16 protein-coding genes, 2 tRNA genes and 1 pseudogene are annotated in these 19579 nt (G+C 40.0%); 11 read left to right on the top strand and 8 right to left on the bottom strand.

Annotated features, from left to right (window positions below):
- Positions 1–6: 6 nt before the first annotated feature.
- The 5 genes from FUT79_RS00925 to FUT79_RS00905 all read left to right on the top strand — a co-directional run bounded on the left by FUT79_RS00925 (position 7) and on the right by FUT79_RS00905 (position 5044).
- A complete protein-coding gene (locus tag FUT79_RS00925; RefSeq protein WP_148889197.1) occupies positions 7–1575 on the top strand; it encodes an SPOR domain-containing protein in 1569 nt (522 codons plus the stop codon).
- 257 nt (positions 1576–1832) lie between these two features.
- Positions 1833–3122 carry an ABC transporter substrate-binding protein gene (locus tag FUT79_RS00920; RefSeq protein ID WP_002696392.1) on the top strand — a complete coding sequence of 430 codons (1290 nt, stop codon included), beginning with the start codon at positions 1833–1835 and terminating at the stop codon, positions 3120–3122.
- Positions 3123–3149: 27 nt separating this feature from the next.
- Positions 3150–4013, top strand: coding sequence for a carbohydrate ABC transporter permease (locus FUT79_RS00915; RefSeq protein WP_024751757.1), 864 nt, complete (start codon positions 3150–3152; stop codon positions 4011–4013).
- 22 nt (positions 4014–4035) lie between these two features.
- Positions 4036–4860, top strand: a complete 825-nt coding sequence (locus tag FUT79_RS00910) for a carbohydrate ABC transporter permease (RefSeq protein WP_024751756.1) — start codon at positions 4036–4038, stop codon at positions 4858–4860.
- Positions 4861–4971: 111 nt separating this feature from the next.
- Positions 4972–5044 (top strand) — tRNA-Met (locus FUT79_RS00905).
- Positions 5045–5366: 322 nt separating this feature from the next.
- Here FUT79_RS00905 and FUT79_RS00900 read toward each other — a convergent pair.
- The 5 genes from FUT79_RS00900 to FUT79_RS00875 all read right to left on the bottom strand — a co-directional run bounded on the left by FUT79_RS00900 (position 5367) and on the right by FUT79_RS00875 (position 9845).
- Positions 5367–6836, bottom strand: coding sequence for a polysaccharide biosynthesis protein (locus tag FUT79_RS00900; RefSeq protein ID WP_002696386.1), 1470 nt, complete (start codon positions 6834–6836; stop codon positions 5367–5369).
- An 18-nt stretch (positions 6837–6854) separates the two neighbouring features.
- Positions 6855–7403, bottom strand: a complete 549-nt coding sequence (loaP, locus tag FUT79_RS00895; protein WP_148878731.1) for an antiterminator LoaP — start codon at positions 7401–7403, stop codon at positions 6855–6857.
- 823 nt (positions 7404–8226) lie between these two features.
- Positions 8227–9096, bottom strand: a complete 870-nt coding sequence (locus tag FUT79_RS00885) for an IS3 family transposase (RefSeq protein WP_280525096.1) — start codon at positions 9094–9096, stop codon at positions 8227–8229.
- Positions 9087–9404: a transposase gene (locus FUT79_RS00880; RefSeq protein WP_024752891.1), complete on the bottom strand. Its 318-nt coding sequence runs from the start codon at positions 9402–9404 to the stop codon at positions 9087–9089. Before FUT79_RS00880 ends, FUT79_RS00885 begins: the two co-directional genes overlap by 10 nt.
- Positions 9405–9773: 369 nt before the next feature.
- A tRNA-Gly gene (locus tag FUT79_RS00875) sits at positions 9774–9845 on the bottom strand.
- Positions 9846–10006: 161 nt separating this feature from the next.
- Between FUT79_RS00875 and FUT79_RS00870 the strand changes: the two genes are divergently transcribed.
- The 3 genes from FUT79_RS00870 (at position 10007) to FUT79_RS00855 (ending at position 12246) form a co-directional block, all read left to right on the top strand.
- The gene (locus FUT79_RS00870) at positions 10007–10657 is read left to right on the top strand and encodes a helix-turn-helix domain-containing protein (protein WP_052335730.1); all 651 of its coding nucleotides are present in this window, start codon (positions 10007–10009) and stop codon (positions 10655–10657) included.
- A gap of 411 nt (positions 10658–11068) precedes the next feature.
- Entirely contained in the window at positions 11069–11386 is a 318-nt protein-coding gene (locus FUT79_RS00860) for a transposase (protein ID WP_024752891.1), read from the top strand.
- The gene (locus FUT79_RS00855; protein ID WP_280525096.1) at positions 11377–12246 is read left to right on the top strand and encodes an IS3 family transposase; all 870 of its coding nucleotides are present in this window, start codon (positions 11377–11379) and stop codon (positions 12244–12246) included. Before FUT79_RS00860 ends, FUT79_RS00855 begins: the two co-directional genes overlap by 10 nt.
- A gap of 149 nt (positions 12247–12395) precedes the next feature.
- On the opposite strand, the pseudogene FUT79_RS00850 reads toward FUT79_RS00855, so the two are convergent.
- The 3 genes and pseudogenes from FUT79_RS00850 to uvrB all read right to left on the bottom strand — a co-directional run.
- A pseudogene (locus FUT79_RS00850) lies at positions 12396–13328 on the bottom strand (IS3 family transposase); the annotation flags it as partial.
- Positions 13310–13591: a transposase gene (locus FUT79_RS00845; RefSeq protein WP_024752184.1), complete on the bottom strand. Its 282-nt coding sequence runs from the start codon at positions 13589–13591 to the stop codon at positions 13310–13312. The pseudogene FUT79_RS00850 and the gene FUT79_RS00845, both read right to left, overlap by 19 nt.
- 240 nt (positions 13592–13831) lie before the next feature.
- Positions 13832–15820, bottom strand: a complete 1989-nt coding sequence (gene uvrB, locus FUT79_RS00840; RefSeq protein WP_024752895.1) for an excinuclease ABC subunit UvrB — start codon at positions 15818–15820, stop codon at positions 13832–13834.
- An 806-nt stretch (positions 15821–16626) separates the two neighbouring features.
- Between uvrB and murC the strand changes: the two genes are divergently transcribed.
- Genes murC through cmk form a run of 3 tightly spaced genes read left to right on the top strand, consistent with a single transcriptional unit; the run spans position 16627 to position 19579 of the window.
- The gene (murC, locus tag FUT79_RS00830) at positions 16627–18066 is read left to right on the top strand and encodes a UDP-N-acetylmuramate--L-alanine ligase (RefSeq protein WP_002696375.1); all 1440 of its coding nucleotides are present in this window, start codon (positions 16627–16629) and stop codon (positions 18064–18066) included.
- A 17-nt stretch (positions 18067–18083) separates the two neighbouring features.
- Entirely contained in the window at positions 18084–18950 is an 867-nt protein-coding gene (locus FUT79_RS00825; RefSeq protein WP_002696373.1) for a YicC/YloC family endoribonuclease, read from the top strand.
- Positions 18951–19009: 59 nt separating this feature from the next.
- Positions 19010–19579: a (d)CMP kinase gene (gene cmk, locus FUT79_RS00820; RefSeq protein ID WP_002696371.1), complete on the top strand. Its 570-nt coding sequence runs from the start codon at positions 19010–19012 to the stop codon at positions 19577–19579.

Below are 19579 nucleotides of genomic sequence, written 5' to 3'. Positions count from 1 at the left end.
GGTACAATGAAAAAAATTATAGTATTTATCAGCATTTTTTTAATTTCGTTTTCATCTCTTTGGGCGGTGTGGGAAGGAAATGCCGCTGCAGGAATCTCCGCAGATTTTCCTTCCGATGGAATGTTTGTACGAAGCGATATGTTCCCTAAACACACGCTGGTAGAAATTATTAATCTTGAAAAAGATATTAAAGTTCGTGCGGTAGTTATAGGAACAGCGGGGATTCCCGGCCTTTTGGCAAGCTTATCTCCGAAGGTAGCAAATGAACTTAAAATAGATTCAAAAAAGACGGCGAGAATACGAATTTTTATACCTACCCATGTAAGAGAATTAGGAGAAGATGAAAGCGATCTTTCTTTACCTGAATATGCTCAAGATAATACTCTTTCCGTTGAAATTGTAAAAAAAGATGACACTCATACCGAATCTGTTTTTTATGATGAACCTGAAATTTCTCTTCCTGAAGAATCGGCAGAAATTCTGGCAGCAGAACCGGAGCCGGAAATTAAAGAAACTCCTGAACCTATAAAAAAAGAAACTATCGTGTATGTTGAGCCGGTAAAAGAAAAACCGGCAGAACCTGCACCGGTAAAACCTCCGGTTGAAGAAAAAGAAAAACCGCCTGTACCGCAAGTTTACTTAGAGCCGGTTCCGACAGTTCCCAAGGTTAGCTTGCATCCTGCAGCTCCGCGCTATCCGCAAGATAATCAACAGGCTGAATTATCGCTACGCTCTGAAAAAGTAGCAGTTGTTGTATCTCCGACGCCGCCTGAAAAACCGGAGCCTGAAACTCCTTCGGCAATAAAAAATATTGATTCTCCTCAAAATCCTCCGGAAAAAAAGCACGAGGAACCAAGTCCTGTAGCCGGAATAGAAATTCCTTCCGCTCCTGAAAAAGAAGAGCCGAAAGAACCGGCAGAAGTAATTTCATTAGAAACTCCTTCTGCACCGGAAATGCCATTGCCGGCTGATCCCGCTTCTGTCGATTCTGTTGATACTCCGCAAGCTCCGCGTGAAGAAAATCCTTTTGCTGATGAACCTGTTGCGGTAGTAGATTCTCCGGTGCAGCCGCTTCCCGAGAAAAAAATTGAGACTGAAGAAAAACCGGAAGAAGTAGAGGAATTGAAAACTCCGGAAACAATTGATCCGGTTGAAGAAACTCCGGAAGAAGCGGAAGACTCTTCTATGATTCAAGAGCTTTCAAATATTTCTCAATTGGAAATACCTGTTCCCGAAAAAACTGAGGAAGAAAAAGAGCCCGTAAAAGAAATAGTTATTCCGGAAATTGAAAAACCTCAAAAGCCTCCGAAGGTTGTTGAAGAGCCTTATATCGGTAAATTAAAAAAAGGCGAGTATTATGTGCAAATAGCGATATATACCGATATCATTTACGTACAGAGCATTATGCATCGATATGGCAAAGACTATCCGATTACGGTAGAAAAAGAGACAGAAGATAATAAAAACAGATTCAAGGTTTTTGTTGGTCCAATACAACGAGATGAACGAGGCGCTGTACTTGAAAACTTCCAAAAACGAGGCTTCAAAGACGCCTTTTTAAAGAAGATTTTTTAGTGCCTAAATTAAAAGAATAAATTTAGTAAATCGATACCACTCATAAAAGAGTTTTCGGTTTTAAACATCGCTCTACAATGGCGGTTTGTAAGGATTCAGCTCCGAGAAGTAAAAACAGATCGGTTAAGAGAAAAATTTCAAACCGCAACGCCTGTGAATGTATGATTTTTATTCTTCCTGCGTAAGTGCGGATAAAATAAATATTTCCCTTGTTTTTTCATAATCCATATCGTACAATAGGCTATGGGGGTTATTTTATGAAACAGAAAAAAAATTATTCACTTATAAGTTTTATTGTAATGATGATTATTTTTAGTGTGTCTGCTGTCTGTTCATGCTCGAAGAAAGAAACAGCGAGTAATCCTGCTGAGGCGGTTATTCACGTTGTTGCATGGAATGATGCGGCTGATGCACTTACGGCTATTGCAAAAGAATATAATGAGAGCGGAAAGCTTGGAAAAGTTATTGTTGATTATGTTGATTCAAACTATACAAAGCTGACTCCGGCATTAGTTTCCGGAATGAATGTTCCTGATATTTTTCAAGCTCAAAACAGAGATTTTCCCGCTTTTATGAATAAATATGGTTCTGTATTTGCCGATTTAAGTGATCTTATTGCGCCTGAAAAAACAAACTTTGAAAAAGCCGCACTTGCCCAGGTTATTGGAAAAGACGGAAAATATTATGCAGTACCGTGGGATATCGGTCCCTGTGCATGGATGTATCGAAAAGACATATTTGACAAAGCCGGTATTGATGTTTCTAAGGTAGAAACATGGGATGATTTTATTCAAGCAGGAAAAATTTTAAAAGAAAAAACCGGTACATATATTTGGGGTTTCTGTTATAATGGCTCAACTTCAATTGACGAGTTAATGCTTTTAACGTATCAGCAAAAAGTTTCATATTATGATGCGGACGGAAAAGTGAATTTTGATACGCCGGAAATGCTAAGAGGAATTAGCGTTTTAAAGGAGCTGCAAAAAAACGGATCCGCATTTGATATTCCCGATGCATGGAATGATAGGATAAAAGCGATAAATGAAGGAAAAATTACAAGTTTGCCTTATGCTGTATGGTATACCGGCACCATGAAAAATTCAATGAAAGATTTAAAAGGCAAGTGGGCAATAGCGCCCCTGCCTTCTTTTAAAGGTTTTGGCAGAACGGCAAATATTGGCGGTTCAATTTTAGCAGTTTCTGTAAAAACAAAACACCTTGAACTATGTAAAGACTTTCTTCGGTTTGCGCTGATGAGCGATCGAGGAAATGCAATTAATTTTGATTACGGACTTTTTACCTCGTATATGCCTTCTTTTAAAGATCCTGCTTATCATATAGATGATCCTTATTTCGGGTTTTCATTAGGGCAAGCCTTTATCCCTGAAGCGAATGCGCCTGTTATCAATTTCGGTCCATATTATACCGCTTTACAAGCAGAGCTGCAAACCGCATTTGGTCAGATATTTACACAAAGTGCCGATCCTTCTTCTGCATTGCAAAAAGCAGCAGAGAGAGCCCAAAAAGAAATAGACTCTCTACAATAAGCAGTGCAACAAAACGGCGGAGGTTGTATGAAAAAGTCTTTTAGAAGTATCATAACTCCATATTTATTTTTGTTCCCTTTCTTATTCTTTTTTATATTGTTTTTTGCATATCCGGTAATATATTCTATTGCTATTAGTTTTATGCGATATACTTCAGGTAGCTTTCAGTGGGTTGGGATCAAGAATTTCAGTTTTCTTTTTTCAGATGATCTTTTTTATAAATCGCTGAAAAATACATTCACAATTTTATTTCTACAGGTTCCTTTGCAGACAATCTTCGCACTTATATTTGCGGTTTGCATTAATAATGCTTTCTTGAAAGCAAAAGGTTTGTTTAGACTTTTTATCTTTTTACCTATCCTTATCGATACGGTCAGTTATTCAATTGTTTTCGGTTTATTATTCAATGCAGATTCAGGATTTGTTAATGCGATATTAAATACATTTGGATTTCCGTCTTTACAATGGTTTAATACCGGATATCTTGCACGCTTGCTTATTGTGTTGGCGGTAACGTGGCGGTGGACAGGGTATAATGTAATTATTATTTTAAGTGGGCTGCAGAATATCAATACGGAGCTCTATGAGGCGGCGGCAATAGACGGGGCAAATTCTATACGACGATTTTTTGCAGTTACCGTACCGGGAGTAAAACAAGTATTAATTTTTTCGATAATTTTATCTATCAGCGGTGTGTTACAGCTTTTTACCGAACCCTACTTACTCACCGGAGGCGGTCCTGTTAATGAAAGTTTAACTGTTGTACAGTATTTATACAACCTTGCTTTTGTAAAATACAACTTTGGAGTTTCTTCAGCAGGCTCATATATTTTAGCAATAATCATCGGTCTTGTAACGGTTATTCAATTAAAACTGACAAAAGATTCATAAGAGTAAAATCATAGGAGTAAAAATGAAAAAAGGTAAACATCTTTGGTTATTATATGTATTACTCATTATTGTTTCTGCAATTTCGCTTTTCCCTTTCGTGTGGACTTTTATTGCGGCTACACATGACAGTACCGAAATATTTAAGATTTCAAAAACATTTATACCGGGCAGGGCTTTTATTGATAACTATAATGAATTAGTAAAATTCAGCCCGATTATGCGCAATCTTTGGAATAGTTTTTTTATTGCTGCTTTATACACTGCGCTGCTTTTAATCATTGATTCTCTTGCCGGTTATGCTTTTGCAAAACTCAAATTCAAGGGAAAAGATATTCTTTTTTTTATTTGTCTCTGTTCGCTTTTTATTCCTCAACAAGTAACGCTTGTTCCGTTATTTATTCAATTAAACAAGATGAGCCTTTTAAATACCGCATTTGGTGTAATCCTTCCCGGTTTAGGCGGTATTTTTGGAGTATTTCTAATGCGGCAAAATTTCTTTGCGTTTCCTGATGATATTATTGAAGCCGCAACAATTGACGGTGCCGGCATGTTGCGAACGTTTGCTACAATTGTTTTGCCCTCTATGCGTCCGGCACTCGCTTCTCTTGGTATTTTATCCTTTGTAAATCAATGGGGAAGTTATCTTTGGCCGCTCATTGTACTTAATGAGCGGGCTAATTTTACAATTCCCCTTGTGCTTGCTTTGATGGTTGCACCGGGACAAGTGGTAAATTACGGCTCAATCATGGTTGGAGCTGTTATTGCATTAGTGCCGGTACTGATTTTCTTCCTGCTATTTCAAAAGCATTTTATCAGCGGAATGCTCAGCGCTGCCGTAAAAGGATAATTTTTTATTAAAGCTTCATATATCGTGCGCGTTTATTTATTAAACAGCTTTATTAAAACTCTCAAAAATATATTGACAAAAGAGCCCTCTTTTTATACAATAAACGTCTATGGCGGTATAGCTCAGTTGGTAGAGCAAACGGCTCATATCCGTTAGGTCATAGGTTCAAGCCCTATTGCCGCTAAAATAAAGGACACTCATTGAGTGTCCTTTTTGTTTTGATGTATTATGCTATAAATTATGTTGTATAGTACAAGTGGTTTTTCGATACCCTTATCCATTTTTTGATACATTTTGTATAAATCATAAAAATTTTAAAAAAAGAATCCGACACGGCGCAACGGTGAGCAATTTACCATAGGAATACTGAATCCTCACGACATTATTGTTGGTGTGCCGATTGGTATAACAGCAACTTAATTACGGAACGTTATACCGGGCAGCGCTTACTATTCTGTTTTCCCCAAAGCCGGTTTTTGTGAAAACTCAAACCGCAATGCCTGAACTCAAACTAAACCCAAATCCTTCAATGTTTGCAATAACCCTTCTTTATTTCTGTATTTGGCCTCGTCCCCCGTATAAAAGCAATAGGGATAAAGCTGCTGCCAAATAGTTTCAAGCCGCTGAATGTCAAAGGCGGTTTTTTCATGTAGGCGGAGAATTTTCGGATAGCCGGTTTTTTCAATAGCTTCATCGCTTGACCAAAGCGGTTCGGTTAGCCGCTCTCCGGGGCGCACACCGATTATTTCGATCGGGATGTCTTTTTCCGGTTCATATCCGTGAAATCTGATAAGCTGTTTCGCCGTTTCCAAAATATTTACCGGCTCGCCCATGTCCAGCAGGTAAGACTGCCCGTTAATTCCCACGCCGCCTGTTTGCAGAACAAGGGAACAGGCTTCGGGGATGGTCATAAAAAAACGCGTCATCTGCGGATCGGTTACGGTAACGGGGCCGCCGCATTGTATTTGCTCCATAAAAAGCGGAAAAATTGAGCCGCGCGAACCGAGCACGTTTCCGAAACGGACAAACATGTATGCGGCGTCCTGATTTTTTTTACCGTTGATTTGCGCTGCGGCGGCAAGCAGGTTTTTTTCGTTAAGCATTTTTGACACGCCGTATATCGAAATTGGGTCAACCGCCTTGTCGGTGGAAATAAGCACAAAGCGTTTTACATCGTGCGCAATACAGGCATCAAGAAGGTTTTTTGTGCCGAACACATTGTTTTCGATAACCGCAACCGGATTGCGCTCCATCATCGGGACGTGTTTGTATGCAGCCGTGTGAAATACCGCATCGCACCGAAGCTGTTTGATAATATAGTTGGTGTAATCCCTGTCTTTCAGCTCTCCGATTATCGGAACAATGGTTGCTTTTTCCCCGACGCCCCCTTCCTGCAATTTGCGCAACTCTTTATCAATTTGATAAATCGAATTTTCGCCGTGCCCAAGCAGGTAAAGCCGCTCCGCCCCGCCGGATAAAAGCTGACGGGCAAGCTCACTGCCAATTGAGCCGCCGGCTCCGGTGATAAGGACGCGTTTGCCGCGCAAATATTGCAAGCTTTTTTTTAAGCCGATTTTTACCGGCGTTCGTGCAAGTAAATCTTGCGGATTAATTTCTCTGGTTTGGATAAGGTGCGCCGTTCCGTCAATAATCTGCGAAAGTGCGGGAAGGAGTTTTATCATAGTGAAGCCTGCCGTTTTAAGAAGAGCGTAAATTTCGCGCAAACGTTCTATGGTAATACTGGGAATTGCGATAAGCGCCTCATCTCTTCGCGTTATGCGGATAAGACTTGCAACCTCATTGATGGGGCCAAGCACCGGAACTCCGTGAATTTTCGTACCGATTTTTTCGGGGTCATCATCTAAAAAGGCGGCAACACTGCCGAAAATTTCTTTTTTTTGTATTTCATTCAGGAGCATAGTTCCCGCCAAGCCCGCACCGATTATATATATGGAATTTTTTTGTTTCTCTATCATATCTAAACGTTCCGTTTTTTACTGAGTGTTTTCATTCGTTTTTGCTTTGCCGATATTTTCCAAAATTTCAAACCCGAAGTCTATTAAAAAAGAGTCTGTATACATATCGAGTTTTATTTTCGCCCTGCCTTTGCGTTTATCCACTTTAACAATGTCTCCTTCTAAACCTTTTAAGGGACCTGCCAATATTTTTATGCGATCGTTTTCGTCAAAGCAAACTTGAGAAATACCGGCAAGATTTCCAAAAGATATAAAATGTTGTAAGAGCATAAGATCTCTGCCGAAAAGCGGCGAAGGATTTTGGTTGTTTGGTAAAAATCTGTAAAATCCTTTAGTTGATTTTAGCTTTTTGTATAATTTGGCATCTAATATGGTTGCAGCTAAAAATACATACCCCGGAAAGACTGGCATATTTTTTTTTAAAAAAACTCCTTTTTTTCGGATATTCAAAGTTCTCTGCGGAAAATAAACCTGCCATCGCTCGGAAGTTTCTTTATCTCCGGCATTTACCGAAGAGATAAAAAAAGCTTCTTTACCGGTTTGTACCTGAAGCGCATAATAATCCATAAAAAATATGGTATCATATTTTAAAATAAAAGAAAATAGAGAAATAAATTCAGATTTTTATATTAATGCAACGCGCTCTGATTAACTTGGATTTTGTATACGACAATTAGCAATACAAAAGGATAAAGTCCGTATAATTGTGTAAAAGTGAAAAGAAAGAAGGGAGTTTAAAAACTACCGCCGTTAATAAATATGGTTTTAAGCTTGCAGCCACTGTAAACAAGAATATTAAAACCTGCAATCAGAACCGCCACGGACGGCGGTGGTTCCAAACAGAAATGAGTTTGAAAACTACCACAGCGTACTCGGAGTTTTCAAACTCATAGGTATAATTTTGCCACGAACGGCAAAATCAGAACGGGCATGGACGCCCGTGGTTCCACGCAGAAACGATGTTTTAAAGCAGAGTAGTTTGCAAAGCTTTAAAACTCGTGGTTTAGTTTTTGACAAGGACGTCAAAAACTAAACCGTAGTGTCGGGCTCTTTTTATAAAATTTTTTACGTTTAGGTAAGATGTATTAAAAAACGAATCGACTTATTAAAAAACGTTATACTGGTAAAATGATCTTATTTGCGTTGAAAAATAATGCAGTCGACAGGGTATGTGCGAAGAACAATCAGCATAGAAAGGATGAAGTGTGTTTGAGTTACAACAGCAAATTACGTTAGCCGGACGGAGAGCTGCAAGGCATTTTATCAAAAATGCAAATCCGGATAAAAATTCAAACTATAACACTTAAATGCAGAGCTTTTTTCTTCATGCTCTTGTCGTGGCTGCTAAATGTACTGCCCCCCATTTTTTGGACACGAAAGTTATTTTTTTTTAAGCAACCTGCGTTCTAAAATCAACAGGTGACTTCCAACCTAATTTTTTTTGAATTCTTTCATTGTTAAAGAATTCAATGTACTTACCTATAAGTTCTTCCATCTGTTTATAAGTGAGTAATCCATTTTTCAATGTATCATAATAACCACTTTCACATTTAATGGTTCCAAAAAAGTTTTCTATGCAGGCATTATCCCAACAGTTTCCACGCCGGCTCATACTTTGTATCATCCCAAGCTCAGTCAGTTTTTCTCGGTACGCATGTGATGTATACGTTGCTCCTTGATCGCTATGTAGCAGGACTCCTTCAAGACTATATTTTTCGGCTCGGTGCGTAACGGTGTCAACAGCAAGTTGTGCATCCACATGCCGTGAACACGCATAGGCAACTATCTCTCGATTATATAAATCCAATATCGGACTTAAATATAACCAGCCGCCTTTTACTCTAAAATATGATATGTCCGTAACCAGCTTGCTTAAAAATGTCGTTGCGACAAACTCTCGGTTAAGAATATTTGACGGAAGATTTTTTCGTTCTTCCTTTTTCTGCTTGTAATACTCTTTTGGATGCTTTCGCCGGCGTATTTTTGCCTGTAATCCATACTTTTTCGCTATTCTCTCCACTCGCTTGTGGTTTATTGGCCTGTCCAGCATTACACTTAGAAGCTTGCTTTTTGGTTTCGCTCCAGCTGTTTGTTGGATTTTCTTCGGCAGCTTTTTAATCACTTCACATATAATCATATCTTTCTCGTGCTTCGTTGTATTATCTTTATTGGAATAATACACACTTCGAGCGATACCGGTAATTTCACAAATCTTTTTCACCTGGAATTTCCTTTTGTGTAAATCCTTGGTTATATGCACTTGAATTTTTTTTTATCTTGTTGCTGCTTTTCAATTTCCTGTTCAAGTCTTTTCGCATACTCCATCCAGTAAGCGCAGGCGTGCTTGTAGTGATCAAGTTCTTTATCGCCGCTTGGTTTAAAAACTGCTAATTCTTTTTCCAAATCGATTTTCATAGTACTACCTCTCCTTCCGGCTAGTAGTATACCACGAATAACGTCTCGCGTCACACCATATTTTTTTGCTAATTTTTTGTACCCCAATGCGCCGCGTAGATACTCCGCTCTCACTTGTGCTTTGAATTGCTCATCATGCTGTTTTCTTTCCATTTGTTTTTCTCCTACTGCTCGTGTCCAACTTTTGGGGGGAGGTACACTATTTTAAAGCTTTGTAAGCTGCCTTGCTTTAAAACATCGTTTCTGCGTGGAACCACCGCCATCTGTGGCGGTTCTGAGTTTTGCCCGTCCGTGGCAAAAACTAAACCTATGAGTTTTAAAGCTTCCTGTTATAAAAAGGAGCTTGACATGGCGCAAGGGTGAGTAAACTTACCATAGTGATGCTGAAATTCGCAGCCCCTTATTGTTGATACTCCGATTTTTATAACAGGAAGTTAATTACAAAACGCTACACGAGAGAATAGAAATAGTGATTGTTCAAAATTTAAAAAAAAGATGGGTTGTTGTTCGTTTTATTAGATAAGCGGATGATGGGAGTCGAACCCACGTCTCCAGCTTGGAAGGCTGGGGTAATAGCCGTTATACGACATCCGCAATAGAGCAGTATAATACACAAGAGTATAAATTTTGTCAAGAAGAGAAAGCGATATTGTCTTTAATCTGTGATAATTTCACCCCTATAAGTTTTCAATGAATATTTCGCCCCTATATTTTACCGAGGTGAAATTATTGACTTATTACATTACACTGGAGGAATGAAATTATTTATGAGCATTGATCAAATTACACGAGGACATGTTATCGCCAACTGCTTAGAGGGGCGATGTACGGTACAACAAGCTGCGCTTCGATTAAACCTTTCACGAAGACGCGTACAGCAATTAAAAAAGGCGTTCAAAGAAAAGGGTTTAGCAGCAATGCTGCATGGCAACAGTCAGCGTCCCTCTGCAAAGAAGACCTCGAAAGAAATTGAGCAGCGATTACTTGCGCTGCGAAGCGATCCCGCATTGTCAAAAAGCAATTTTTTGCATTTTCATGAAATAGTAACTGAAGAATATCAATTGCAGCTGTCATATTCGACTCTGCGCCGTATTCTGTTATCACATGGAATTTATTCACCAAAGAAAAGACGAACACGAAAGAAGGTGCATAAAACGCGCAATAGAAGAGCTTGCTTCGGAGAGCTGTTGCAAGTGGACGCAACCCCGTTTCCTTGGTTCGGCGGGAAAGAAAAATCCGCATTACATGCTTTTATTGATGATGCACGCGGAATGATTACCGGTCTTTATTTATGCAAAAACGAGTGCCTGCGAGTTTTAAAGCTCCAATTTTACAATTTTGTATTGATACTTTTAAACATCGGTTACCTTTGTCCTGTTTTTGACATCTGTGGAAGTTTGCCATAGGAATGCTTAAATCCGCAAGTCCTTATTGTTGATACTCCGATTTTTATAACGAAACTTAATTAGAAAACGCTGCACTAACCAATTACAGAAGCAGCATCCCTCGGAAATCCTTTGGATACAAAACACCGATAGAAGTTTTTATGGGTTATGTGCATCTCTTCCAGCTAACCTGGCAATTCAGGTTCCAACAACAGTCTGAAAAAGTCTTTTCAAGTTTTGCCGAGCTTCTTTTTCATATTTAATATGTAGGAGCCCACTATTACAAACACCATTCCGATTAATAGCCGAAGGGTAAATTCTTCACCCAATATAATAATTGAAAGTAAACTGCCGAAAATCGGTACAAACAATTTATAAATGCCGAATGTACCTCCCCCCAAAAGTTGGACACGAGCAGTAGGAGAAAAACAAATGGAAAGAAAACAGCATGATGAGCAATTCAAAGCACAAGTGAGAGCGGAGTATCTACGCGGCGCATTGGGGTACAAAAAATTAGCAAAAAAATATGGTGTGACGCGAGACGTTATTCGTGGTATACTACTAGCCGGAAGGAGAGGTAGTACTATGAAAATCGATTTGGAAAAAGAATTAGCAGTTTTTAAACCAAGCGGCGATAAAGAACTTGATCACTACAAGCACGCCTGCGCTTACTGGATGGAGTATGCGAAAAGACTTGAACAGGAAATTGAAAAGCAGCAACAAGATAAAAAAAAATTCAAGTGCATATAACCAAGGATTTACACAAAAGGAAATTCCAGGTGAAAAAGATTTGTGAAATTACCGGTATCGCTCGAAGTGTGTATTATTCCAATAAAGATAATACAACGAAGCACGAGAAAGATATGATTATATGTGAAGTGATTAAAAAGCTGCCGAAGAAAATCCAACAAACAGCTGGAGCGAAACCAAAAAGCAAGCTTCTAAGTGTAATGCTGGACAGGCCAATAAACCACAAGCGAGTGGAGAGAATAGCGAAAAAGTATGGATTACAGGCAAAAATACGCCGGCGAAAGCATCCAAAAGAGTATTACAAGCAGAAAAAGGAAGAACGAAAAAATCTTCCGTCAAATATTCTTAACCGAGAGTTTGTCGCAACGACATTTTTAAGCAAGCTGGTTACGGACATATCATATTTTAGAGTAAAAGGCGGCTGGTTATATTTAAGTCCGATATTGGATTTATATAATCGAGAGATAGTTGCCTATGCGTGTTCACGGCATGTGGATGCACAACTTGCTGTTGACACCGTTACGCACCGAGCCGAAAAATATAGTCTTGAAGGAGTCCTGCTACATAGCGATCAAGGAGCAACGTATACATCACATGCGTACCGAGAAAAACTGACTGAGCTTGGGATGATACAAAGTATGAGCCGGCGTGGAAACTGTTGGGATAATGCCTGCATAGAAAACTTTTTTGGAACCATTAAATGTGAAAGTGGTTATTATGATACATTGAAAAATGGATTACTCACTTATAAACAGATGGAAGAACTTATAGGTAAGTACATTGAATTCTTTAACAATGAAAGAATTCAAAAAAAATTAGGTTGGAAGTCACCTGTTGATTTTAGAACGCAGGTTGCTTAAAAAAAAATAACTTTCGTGTCCAAAAAATGGGGGGCAGTACAATGTGTTAAGGGGTGCAATTTTCATTGCAAAATTAACCCCCTTTAGGGGTGAAATATTCACTGGTTATTGACATATCAGTTCAGTATTTTTATCCCCTAAATGTATGTTCAAGCCACTACATTCTTTTTCTTTGTGACTTTCAGCCGATACAATGTCGGCGGTAAGCCATCCTCATTAACCGTACTGATTCTTTTCCGGTTGTAATAGACCATGGTGTATTGCCATACAAGCGTTTTCACTTGTTCCCGCATCATCTTTGTTGTATCGATTCTATATAAAAGTTCTTTCTTTAGTGTTGCAAAAAAACTTTCCATGCGCGCATTGTCATAACATTTTCCAACATCACTCATGCTTTGGATAGCTTTGAATTTTCCAAGCGTTTGTTTATACGCTATGCTTGTAAATTGGCTTCCGGCATCACTGTGAACTATGACTCCGGCTCCAGGCTGCCTCATTTCAAACGCTTCGGTTAGTGCTCGTATGCACAACTCTTTTTTCATATTACTATCCATCGCAAGCGAGACAATCTCTCCGCCACAGGCATCGAACATCGGACAGATGTATAATTTTCCGTCAGCGCAGGGAACTTCTGTTATGTCCGTGAAGTAGAGTGTATCCGGTTCTGATGCATAAAAGTTTCGCTTTACTAAATTTTCAGGTCGTTGCGCTTTTTTATCCGCTTTGGTAAGTCCGTCAGGACTTCTGCGGCTTTCATGCAGGAGATTTCCCTTTTTCATGGCATTTCGTACCGTCGCATACGACTTGGGATTGCCTCGCTGCTTAAGAGCGCTCACCATTCGCACAACGCCATAATTATCATTGTAATAATCTTCCTCGATAATCTTATGTATTTCGGCCAGAAGAAGCTGCCAGCGTTTCGGTTTATTACGATTTTGTTTCCATTTGTAATAGCCTCTTTCGCTGACGCCTAACGCTTTGCATATCGACAAAACCGGATGGCTTTTTTTGCCGTCGGCATTTTCATACGTGTAAAAAATATATGCAAAGATAGTGCTTTTTTTCACTTCTTCCAGCCCTTCACGAAAAAAGCGAGTGCGCCTTGCAAGATTTCGTTGGCTTCTTTGAGCTCTTTGATTTCGCGTTGGAGCTGTCTCTCTCGCTCATCCAAAACGATAGCTTTTGCCGTTGCAGCTCCGTCGCTTGCTTTATAGCGATTTTTCGTTTTTCGCCAATCGGTCAGCGTCCCGTATGAAATACCGAGATTCTTCGCCGCTTCTTTTGTGCCGATTTCATCAGACAGTTGTAATGCCTGCTGTTTAAATTCTTGACTATAACGTCGCATAGTATCCTCCTACTATTCCCTATTATATACCTTAGGGGCTTTTTTGACTGTACGTTTATTATATCCTTCCACTTTTAAACTCGTTGGCGAAGTTACAGTAAATTTTCAAAACTTCGCCCTATGGTAAGTTTGCTCACCGTTGCGCCGTGTCGGGCTCTTTTTATAAACAGGAGTTTTCAAACTCATTTATAAAATATTCTCTTACTGCAGTCGGACAGGAATTTAAAGCAACCGGCGGTTTTAGGTGCTGAGGCGTTTTATTTCTTCTATTTTGTCGCGGACGGCGGCGGCTTCTTCAAAGCGGAGTTCGTCGGCAAAGGCGGACATTTGCTGTTCAAGTTTTTTGATAAGCTTTTTCCGGTCGGCGGGGACAAGCAGATTAAAGCTGTTGATCAGCGGTTCGGTTTCTGCTTGGGCAGCTTCTTTTTTAAGCTCGTTTTCGCGAACAAGGATGTCTTCAATTGCTTTTTTAATGGTTTTCGGCGTAATGCCGTGCGCAGCGTTGTATGCCTGTTGAATGCTGCGGCGGCGTTCCGTTTCCGTGATGGTTTCGCGCATGGCATCGCTGATGCGGTCTGCGTACATGATAACCTTGCCGTTTTCGTTTCTGGCGGCGCGCCCGACAATCTGGATTAAGCTGGTTGTGGAGCGCAAAAAGCCGATTTTATCCGCATCGAGGATTCCGATAAAAGAAACTTCGGGCAGGTCAATTCCTTCCCGCAAAAGGTTAATCCCGATAAGCACATCAAATTCGCCCGCGCGCAAACCTTTGAGGATTTCAACACGCTCAATGGTTTCTATCTCGGAGTGAATATATTTTACTTTGAGCCCGAGCCCTAAAAGATAGTCGGTAAGGTCTTCCGCCATTTTTTTGGTAAGTGTTAAAATAAGGCTGCGCTCTCCGACGACAATGCGTTTTTGTATTTCGCGGTAGATATCTTCCATTTGCCCTTCCGACTTATGCACTTCCAATATCGGGTCAAGTAATCCGGTCGGGCGGATAAGCTGTTCGACAATGCGCGTTGAGTATTGTATTTCTTTTGGACCCGGTGTTGCCGAAACAAAGATCGCCTGATTAAGCATACTTTCAAACTCATTTATTTTAAGCGGGCGATTGTCAAGCGCACAAGGAAGACGGAAGCCGAAATCTACCAGATTTTGTTTTCGTGAACGGTCGCCTTCGTACATTGCGCCCACTTGTGGAAAAGTTACGTGGCTTTCATCCATAAAAAGAAGAAAATCCTTCGGGAAATAATGAAAGAGTGTGGCAGGCGGCTCACCCGGTTTTCTGTTTGCAATCGGTGCGGAATAATTTTCTATTCCGGGGCAATAGCCCATCTCCGAAAGCATTTCAATATCGTACTCGGTTCTGGTTTTAAGCCGCTCCGCTTCCAAAAGTTTATTTTGCGCCCGCAGCACGGCAAGCCGATCGTCAAGCTCCTTCCGGATACGAACCAGCGCAGTCGGAATTGCATCCTCCTTTAAAACAAAATGCTTTGCAGGATAAATCGAAAGCTCTTCAAACTCTGTACTGATTTCTCCGCTTATCGGATGAAAACGGCGGATACGCACAATCTCTTCCCAGTCAAATTCTATTCGGTAAGCTTCTTCCATATAAGCGGGAAAAACCTCAAGCACATCGCCTTTCAGCCTGAACCGGCCGCGCTCCAAAACCGCATCATTCCGCTCGTACTGCAACGAAACTAATTGCCGCTTTAAATTCTCCATATCGACCGTTTGCCCCTTCTCAATCGTAATGCGCAAATCGCGCCACGATTCAGGCAAACCCAAACCGTAAATACAGGACACGGTTGAAACAACAATCACATCCCTGCGTTCCATTAAACTGAACGTAGCGGACAAACGCAGACGGTCAATCTCATCATTGATCGAAGCATCCTTTTCAATATAGAGGTCGCGGGCGGGCACATACGCTTCCGGCTGATAATAATCGTAATACGAAACAAAATACTCAACCGCATTATGCGGAAAAAAGCCCTTAAACTCGCGGTACAACTGCGCTGCCAGCGTCTTGTTGTGACTGATAATCAGCGTCGGCTTTTGCACCGCTTGAATAATATTCGCCATCGTAAACGTCTTCCCCGAGCCGGTTACGCCCTTCAACGTCTGAAATCGATCCCCCGCAAGCACACCGTCCGCCAACTGCCGAATAGCCTCCGGCTGATCCCCCGAAGGCGCATAATCCGAAATAAGCTCAAACTGTTTCATCGCACCAAGTATACCAAGTTTTCAAAAAGATATAAACAAGCGAAATATGTGTGAATAAGGGGCGGACATTCAATTTTTCATTAAAAACGAGCCCGACACGGCGCAACGGTGAGTAATTTACCATACTTATGTTTATTGTAAGGGCTTGGGCAGAGCCCTTAGACCCCGCCGGTTTATGCTTCGCATTAAGGGCTTCGGCAGCCCTTAACCTGCCTGTTTTCAGTTGCTGCTGGCGCAGAGCTTTTTAGGCCTTATGTACTGCCCCCCATTTTTTGGACATGAAAGTTATTTTTTTAAGCAACCTGCGTTCTAAAATCAACAGGTGACTTCCAACCCATTACGCCGCAAAAAACACCGCCGGCGAAAAGTCCAAATACCGAAAGCCGTTAGCAATATCATATATTAAAAACAAGAATAATTCAACGTATAAAAACAATTCATTTCAACCCTGAAACAAGGGCGATCCTTTAGAATTTCTGCCTATGGTTCGCCTACGAGTTTTGAGTTGAGAAAGGGCGAGTAAACGTACCATACTAATATAATGTTTTGTAATTAAGTTTCTGTTAGTAATTAGAGTGTTAACCATAACGGCTTGCAGATTCAGCATTACTATGGTAAATTGCTCACCGTTGCGTTGTGTCGGACTCTTTTTTGTAAAATGTATTAAAAAAAACGCTGTACTAATGGTTATTGTAAGGGCTTGTGGGCAGTTCTTAGGTCTGCCTATATTTCGTATTAAGAGCAGTGCAGTTTGTGCAGAAAAACCTCATGCTTGCTAAAAAGCATAAATTAGATTATGATGAGTTATGAAACAAAGCGGATTACCTGCCGATGTAAACGGGTTTAAAATACATATGATTGGGATTAAGGGTACGGGGATGTCTGCCTTGGCGGAGCTTTTAGTTTCCCGCGGGGCAGTGATTACCGGCAGTGATGTGGCGGATGAATTTTATACGGACGAGGTGCTAAAGCATTTGCAGATAGCGGTTACCGCTCCTTTTTCTGCAAAGAATATTCCTCCCGATACCCAGTTGGTTATTTATTCTGCGGCATACACGCCTGAAGAAAATGAAGAATTGCATGAAGCGTTTATGCGCTCTTTGCCTACACTTTCGTATCCGAAAGCGCTCGGAGATTTTTCTCGGCATAGCTATTCCTGCGGTATTGCTGGCGTTCACGGTAAAACAACCACAACGGGCATCGTTGGCACACTCGTAAAAGCTTTAGACCTTGATGCTTCTGTTTTAGCAGGGAGTATGATTGCAAACTTCGGTAATTCGTGCACAATGATTCACGGAGATTCATTTTTCATTGCCGAAACTTGCGAATATAAAAAACATTTTCTTAACTTTTATCCTAAAAAAATTGTATTGACCAGTGTAGAAAGCGACCATCAGGATTTTTATCCTCAATATGAAGATATTCTTGCGGCATTTTTACAATACATCGATAGGCTTCCGCAATTTAGCGAGATTTTTTATTGTGCGGATGATCCGGGAGCAAAAGAAGCAATAAATCTTGCCTTTTCCAGCAGACCCGATTTAATCTATATCCCATACGGGGAAAGCGTTTCAAGTGAGTTCGGTGTTAAAATACACGGAGTTCGCGATGAAAAGCTTTATTTTTCTTTAAAAGGTTTTGCCGGAGAGTTTTATCTTACTGTTCCGGGGCATCATAATGTGCTTAATGCTGCCGCTGCCATTGCGCTTGTATTAAGTTTAGTAAAGCTTGAACGAAAAGAGACAACCATCAACGATATCACCATAATTCGCAAAGCCCTGGCTTCTTTTAAAGGTGCAAAACGCAGGAGTGAAATTGTCGGAGAAGCAAAAGGTATTTTATTTATGGATGATTATGCGCATCATCCTACCGCAATAAAAACAACGCTTAAAGGCTTAAAGGAATTTTATCCTAATCGACGTATTATTGTAGATTTTATGTCTCACACGTATTCAAGAACCGCCGCTCTCTTAAATGAATTTTCTCAAGCCTTTTCCTCTGCAGATGAAATAATTTTACACAAAATTTATGCTTCTGCGCGGGAAGTGTATCATGGAGAAGTTACCGGCAGGCAATTGTTTGAACTTACTAAAAAATCTTGTCGAAAAACCTACTATTATGAAGAAGTTATGGATGCGGAATCGTTTTTAGAGAAAGAATTACAATCGGGAGATCTTTTTATCACAATGGGTGCAGGCGATAACTGGAAACTCGGTAGAACTCTTTATGAAAAATTTTCAAAGTAGAGGCGCAACGAATAATCATGAAAAGCATGACTGGTTATGCAAATTTAGAGACAACCATTGATAATTTTGAAATTGCTTGTGAGATTAAAAGTTATAATTCCCGATTTTTAGATTTAAATATAAATCTCCCTTTTTGGATGACCCGTTTTGAGTCTTTAATCAGAGCTCACTGCACAAAGCAAATTTTGCGTGGCAAGGTTGAACTTAATTTTCGTATAAAAAATGCGAACATTAATATGAATGTGAGTGCAAACCCGCAAATGGCAAAGGCATATTATGATGCGGTTAAAACTATTGCCGATACAATTAATTTGCAGGATGAAATAAGTCTTTCGCTTATTATTAAGCAAGAAGGAGTTTTGCAAATTGACAGGGTGTTTAATGCCGAAATTTGGGAGAGTAAACTGCCTCCCATATTAGATACGCTTCTTGAACGCTATGATTCATTTCGGCATACCGAAGGAGCGGCTCTTGCAAAAGATATCCTGAATATGCTGCAAAAAATTGAATATTCTATAGAAGAGATCGACCGTTTTTCCGCTCAAATGGAAGCAATATTTACTAAAAACCTGCAGGATAAATTTACAGAGCTTACAAACAGTCAGTTTGATGAACAGCGCGTATTGCAGGAAGTAGCGGCTCTTCTTATTAAATACACGATCAACGAAGAAGTTGTTAGGCTGAAAGCTCATGTTGCCGCTTTAAAAAAAGAGTTGGAAACGAACAAAACTTCAGGCAAAAAAATTGATTTTATTTGTCAGGAAATAAACCGGGAAATAAACACTATAGGCTCAAAAAACCAGCTCATTGAAATTGCACAGGCAGTGGTAAATGTAAAAGATGCGCTGGAAAATATTCGAGAGCAGGCAAGAAATTTAGAATGAAGCACTTCCCCAATAGGTATTAAAACTCTATTTAATTGCATCATAATTCGGAGAAATAAATGAAAGAAGATTATCGCGTACCTCAGGACAAAATATTACGAATTGCAATTTCAGGCGCATCGGGCTGTGGAAATACAACCGTATCCGGTCTGCTTGCGGAAAAACTCCGTTTGCCCTGTATTAACTATACTTTTAAAAATATTGCAAAAGAGTTAAACATTCCTTTTACCGAAATAATTCAACGGGCAAAAACCGATTTCTCGTATGATAAAAAAGTGGACACCAAACAGGTTGAGCTTGCGCAAAAATCTTCGTGCGTATTGGGTTCCCGTCTTGCGATTTGGCTTTTAAAAGAGGCAGACCTAAAAGTATATCTTTTTGCGTCGGAGGAGGAGCGTGCCAAACGCGTACAAAAAAGAGACGGCGGAGAACTTTCGGAAATCAAAGCTTTTACCGCCATGCGCGATAAAGAAGATACTCGCCGATACAAAATGTTATACAATATCGATAACAGCAATTATCAGTTTGCAGATTTAATTATTGATACCGAAAAAAAATCTCCCGAAGAAATAGTTGAATTAATTATTTCCTGTTTGCTTAGTAAAAATTTAATTGTAAAAACCGCATAA

This window comes from Treponema phagedenis, from assembly GCF_008153345.1.
In the GTDB taxonomy this organism is placed as follows: domain Bacteria; phylum Spirochaetota; class Spirochaetia; order Treponematales; family Treponemataceae; genus Treponema; species Treponema phagedenis.
The sequence above is the reverse complement of the archived record's forward strand: the minus strand, read 5'-3'. Positions and strand labels throughout refer to the sequence as shown.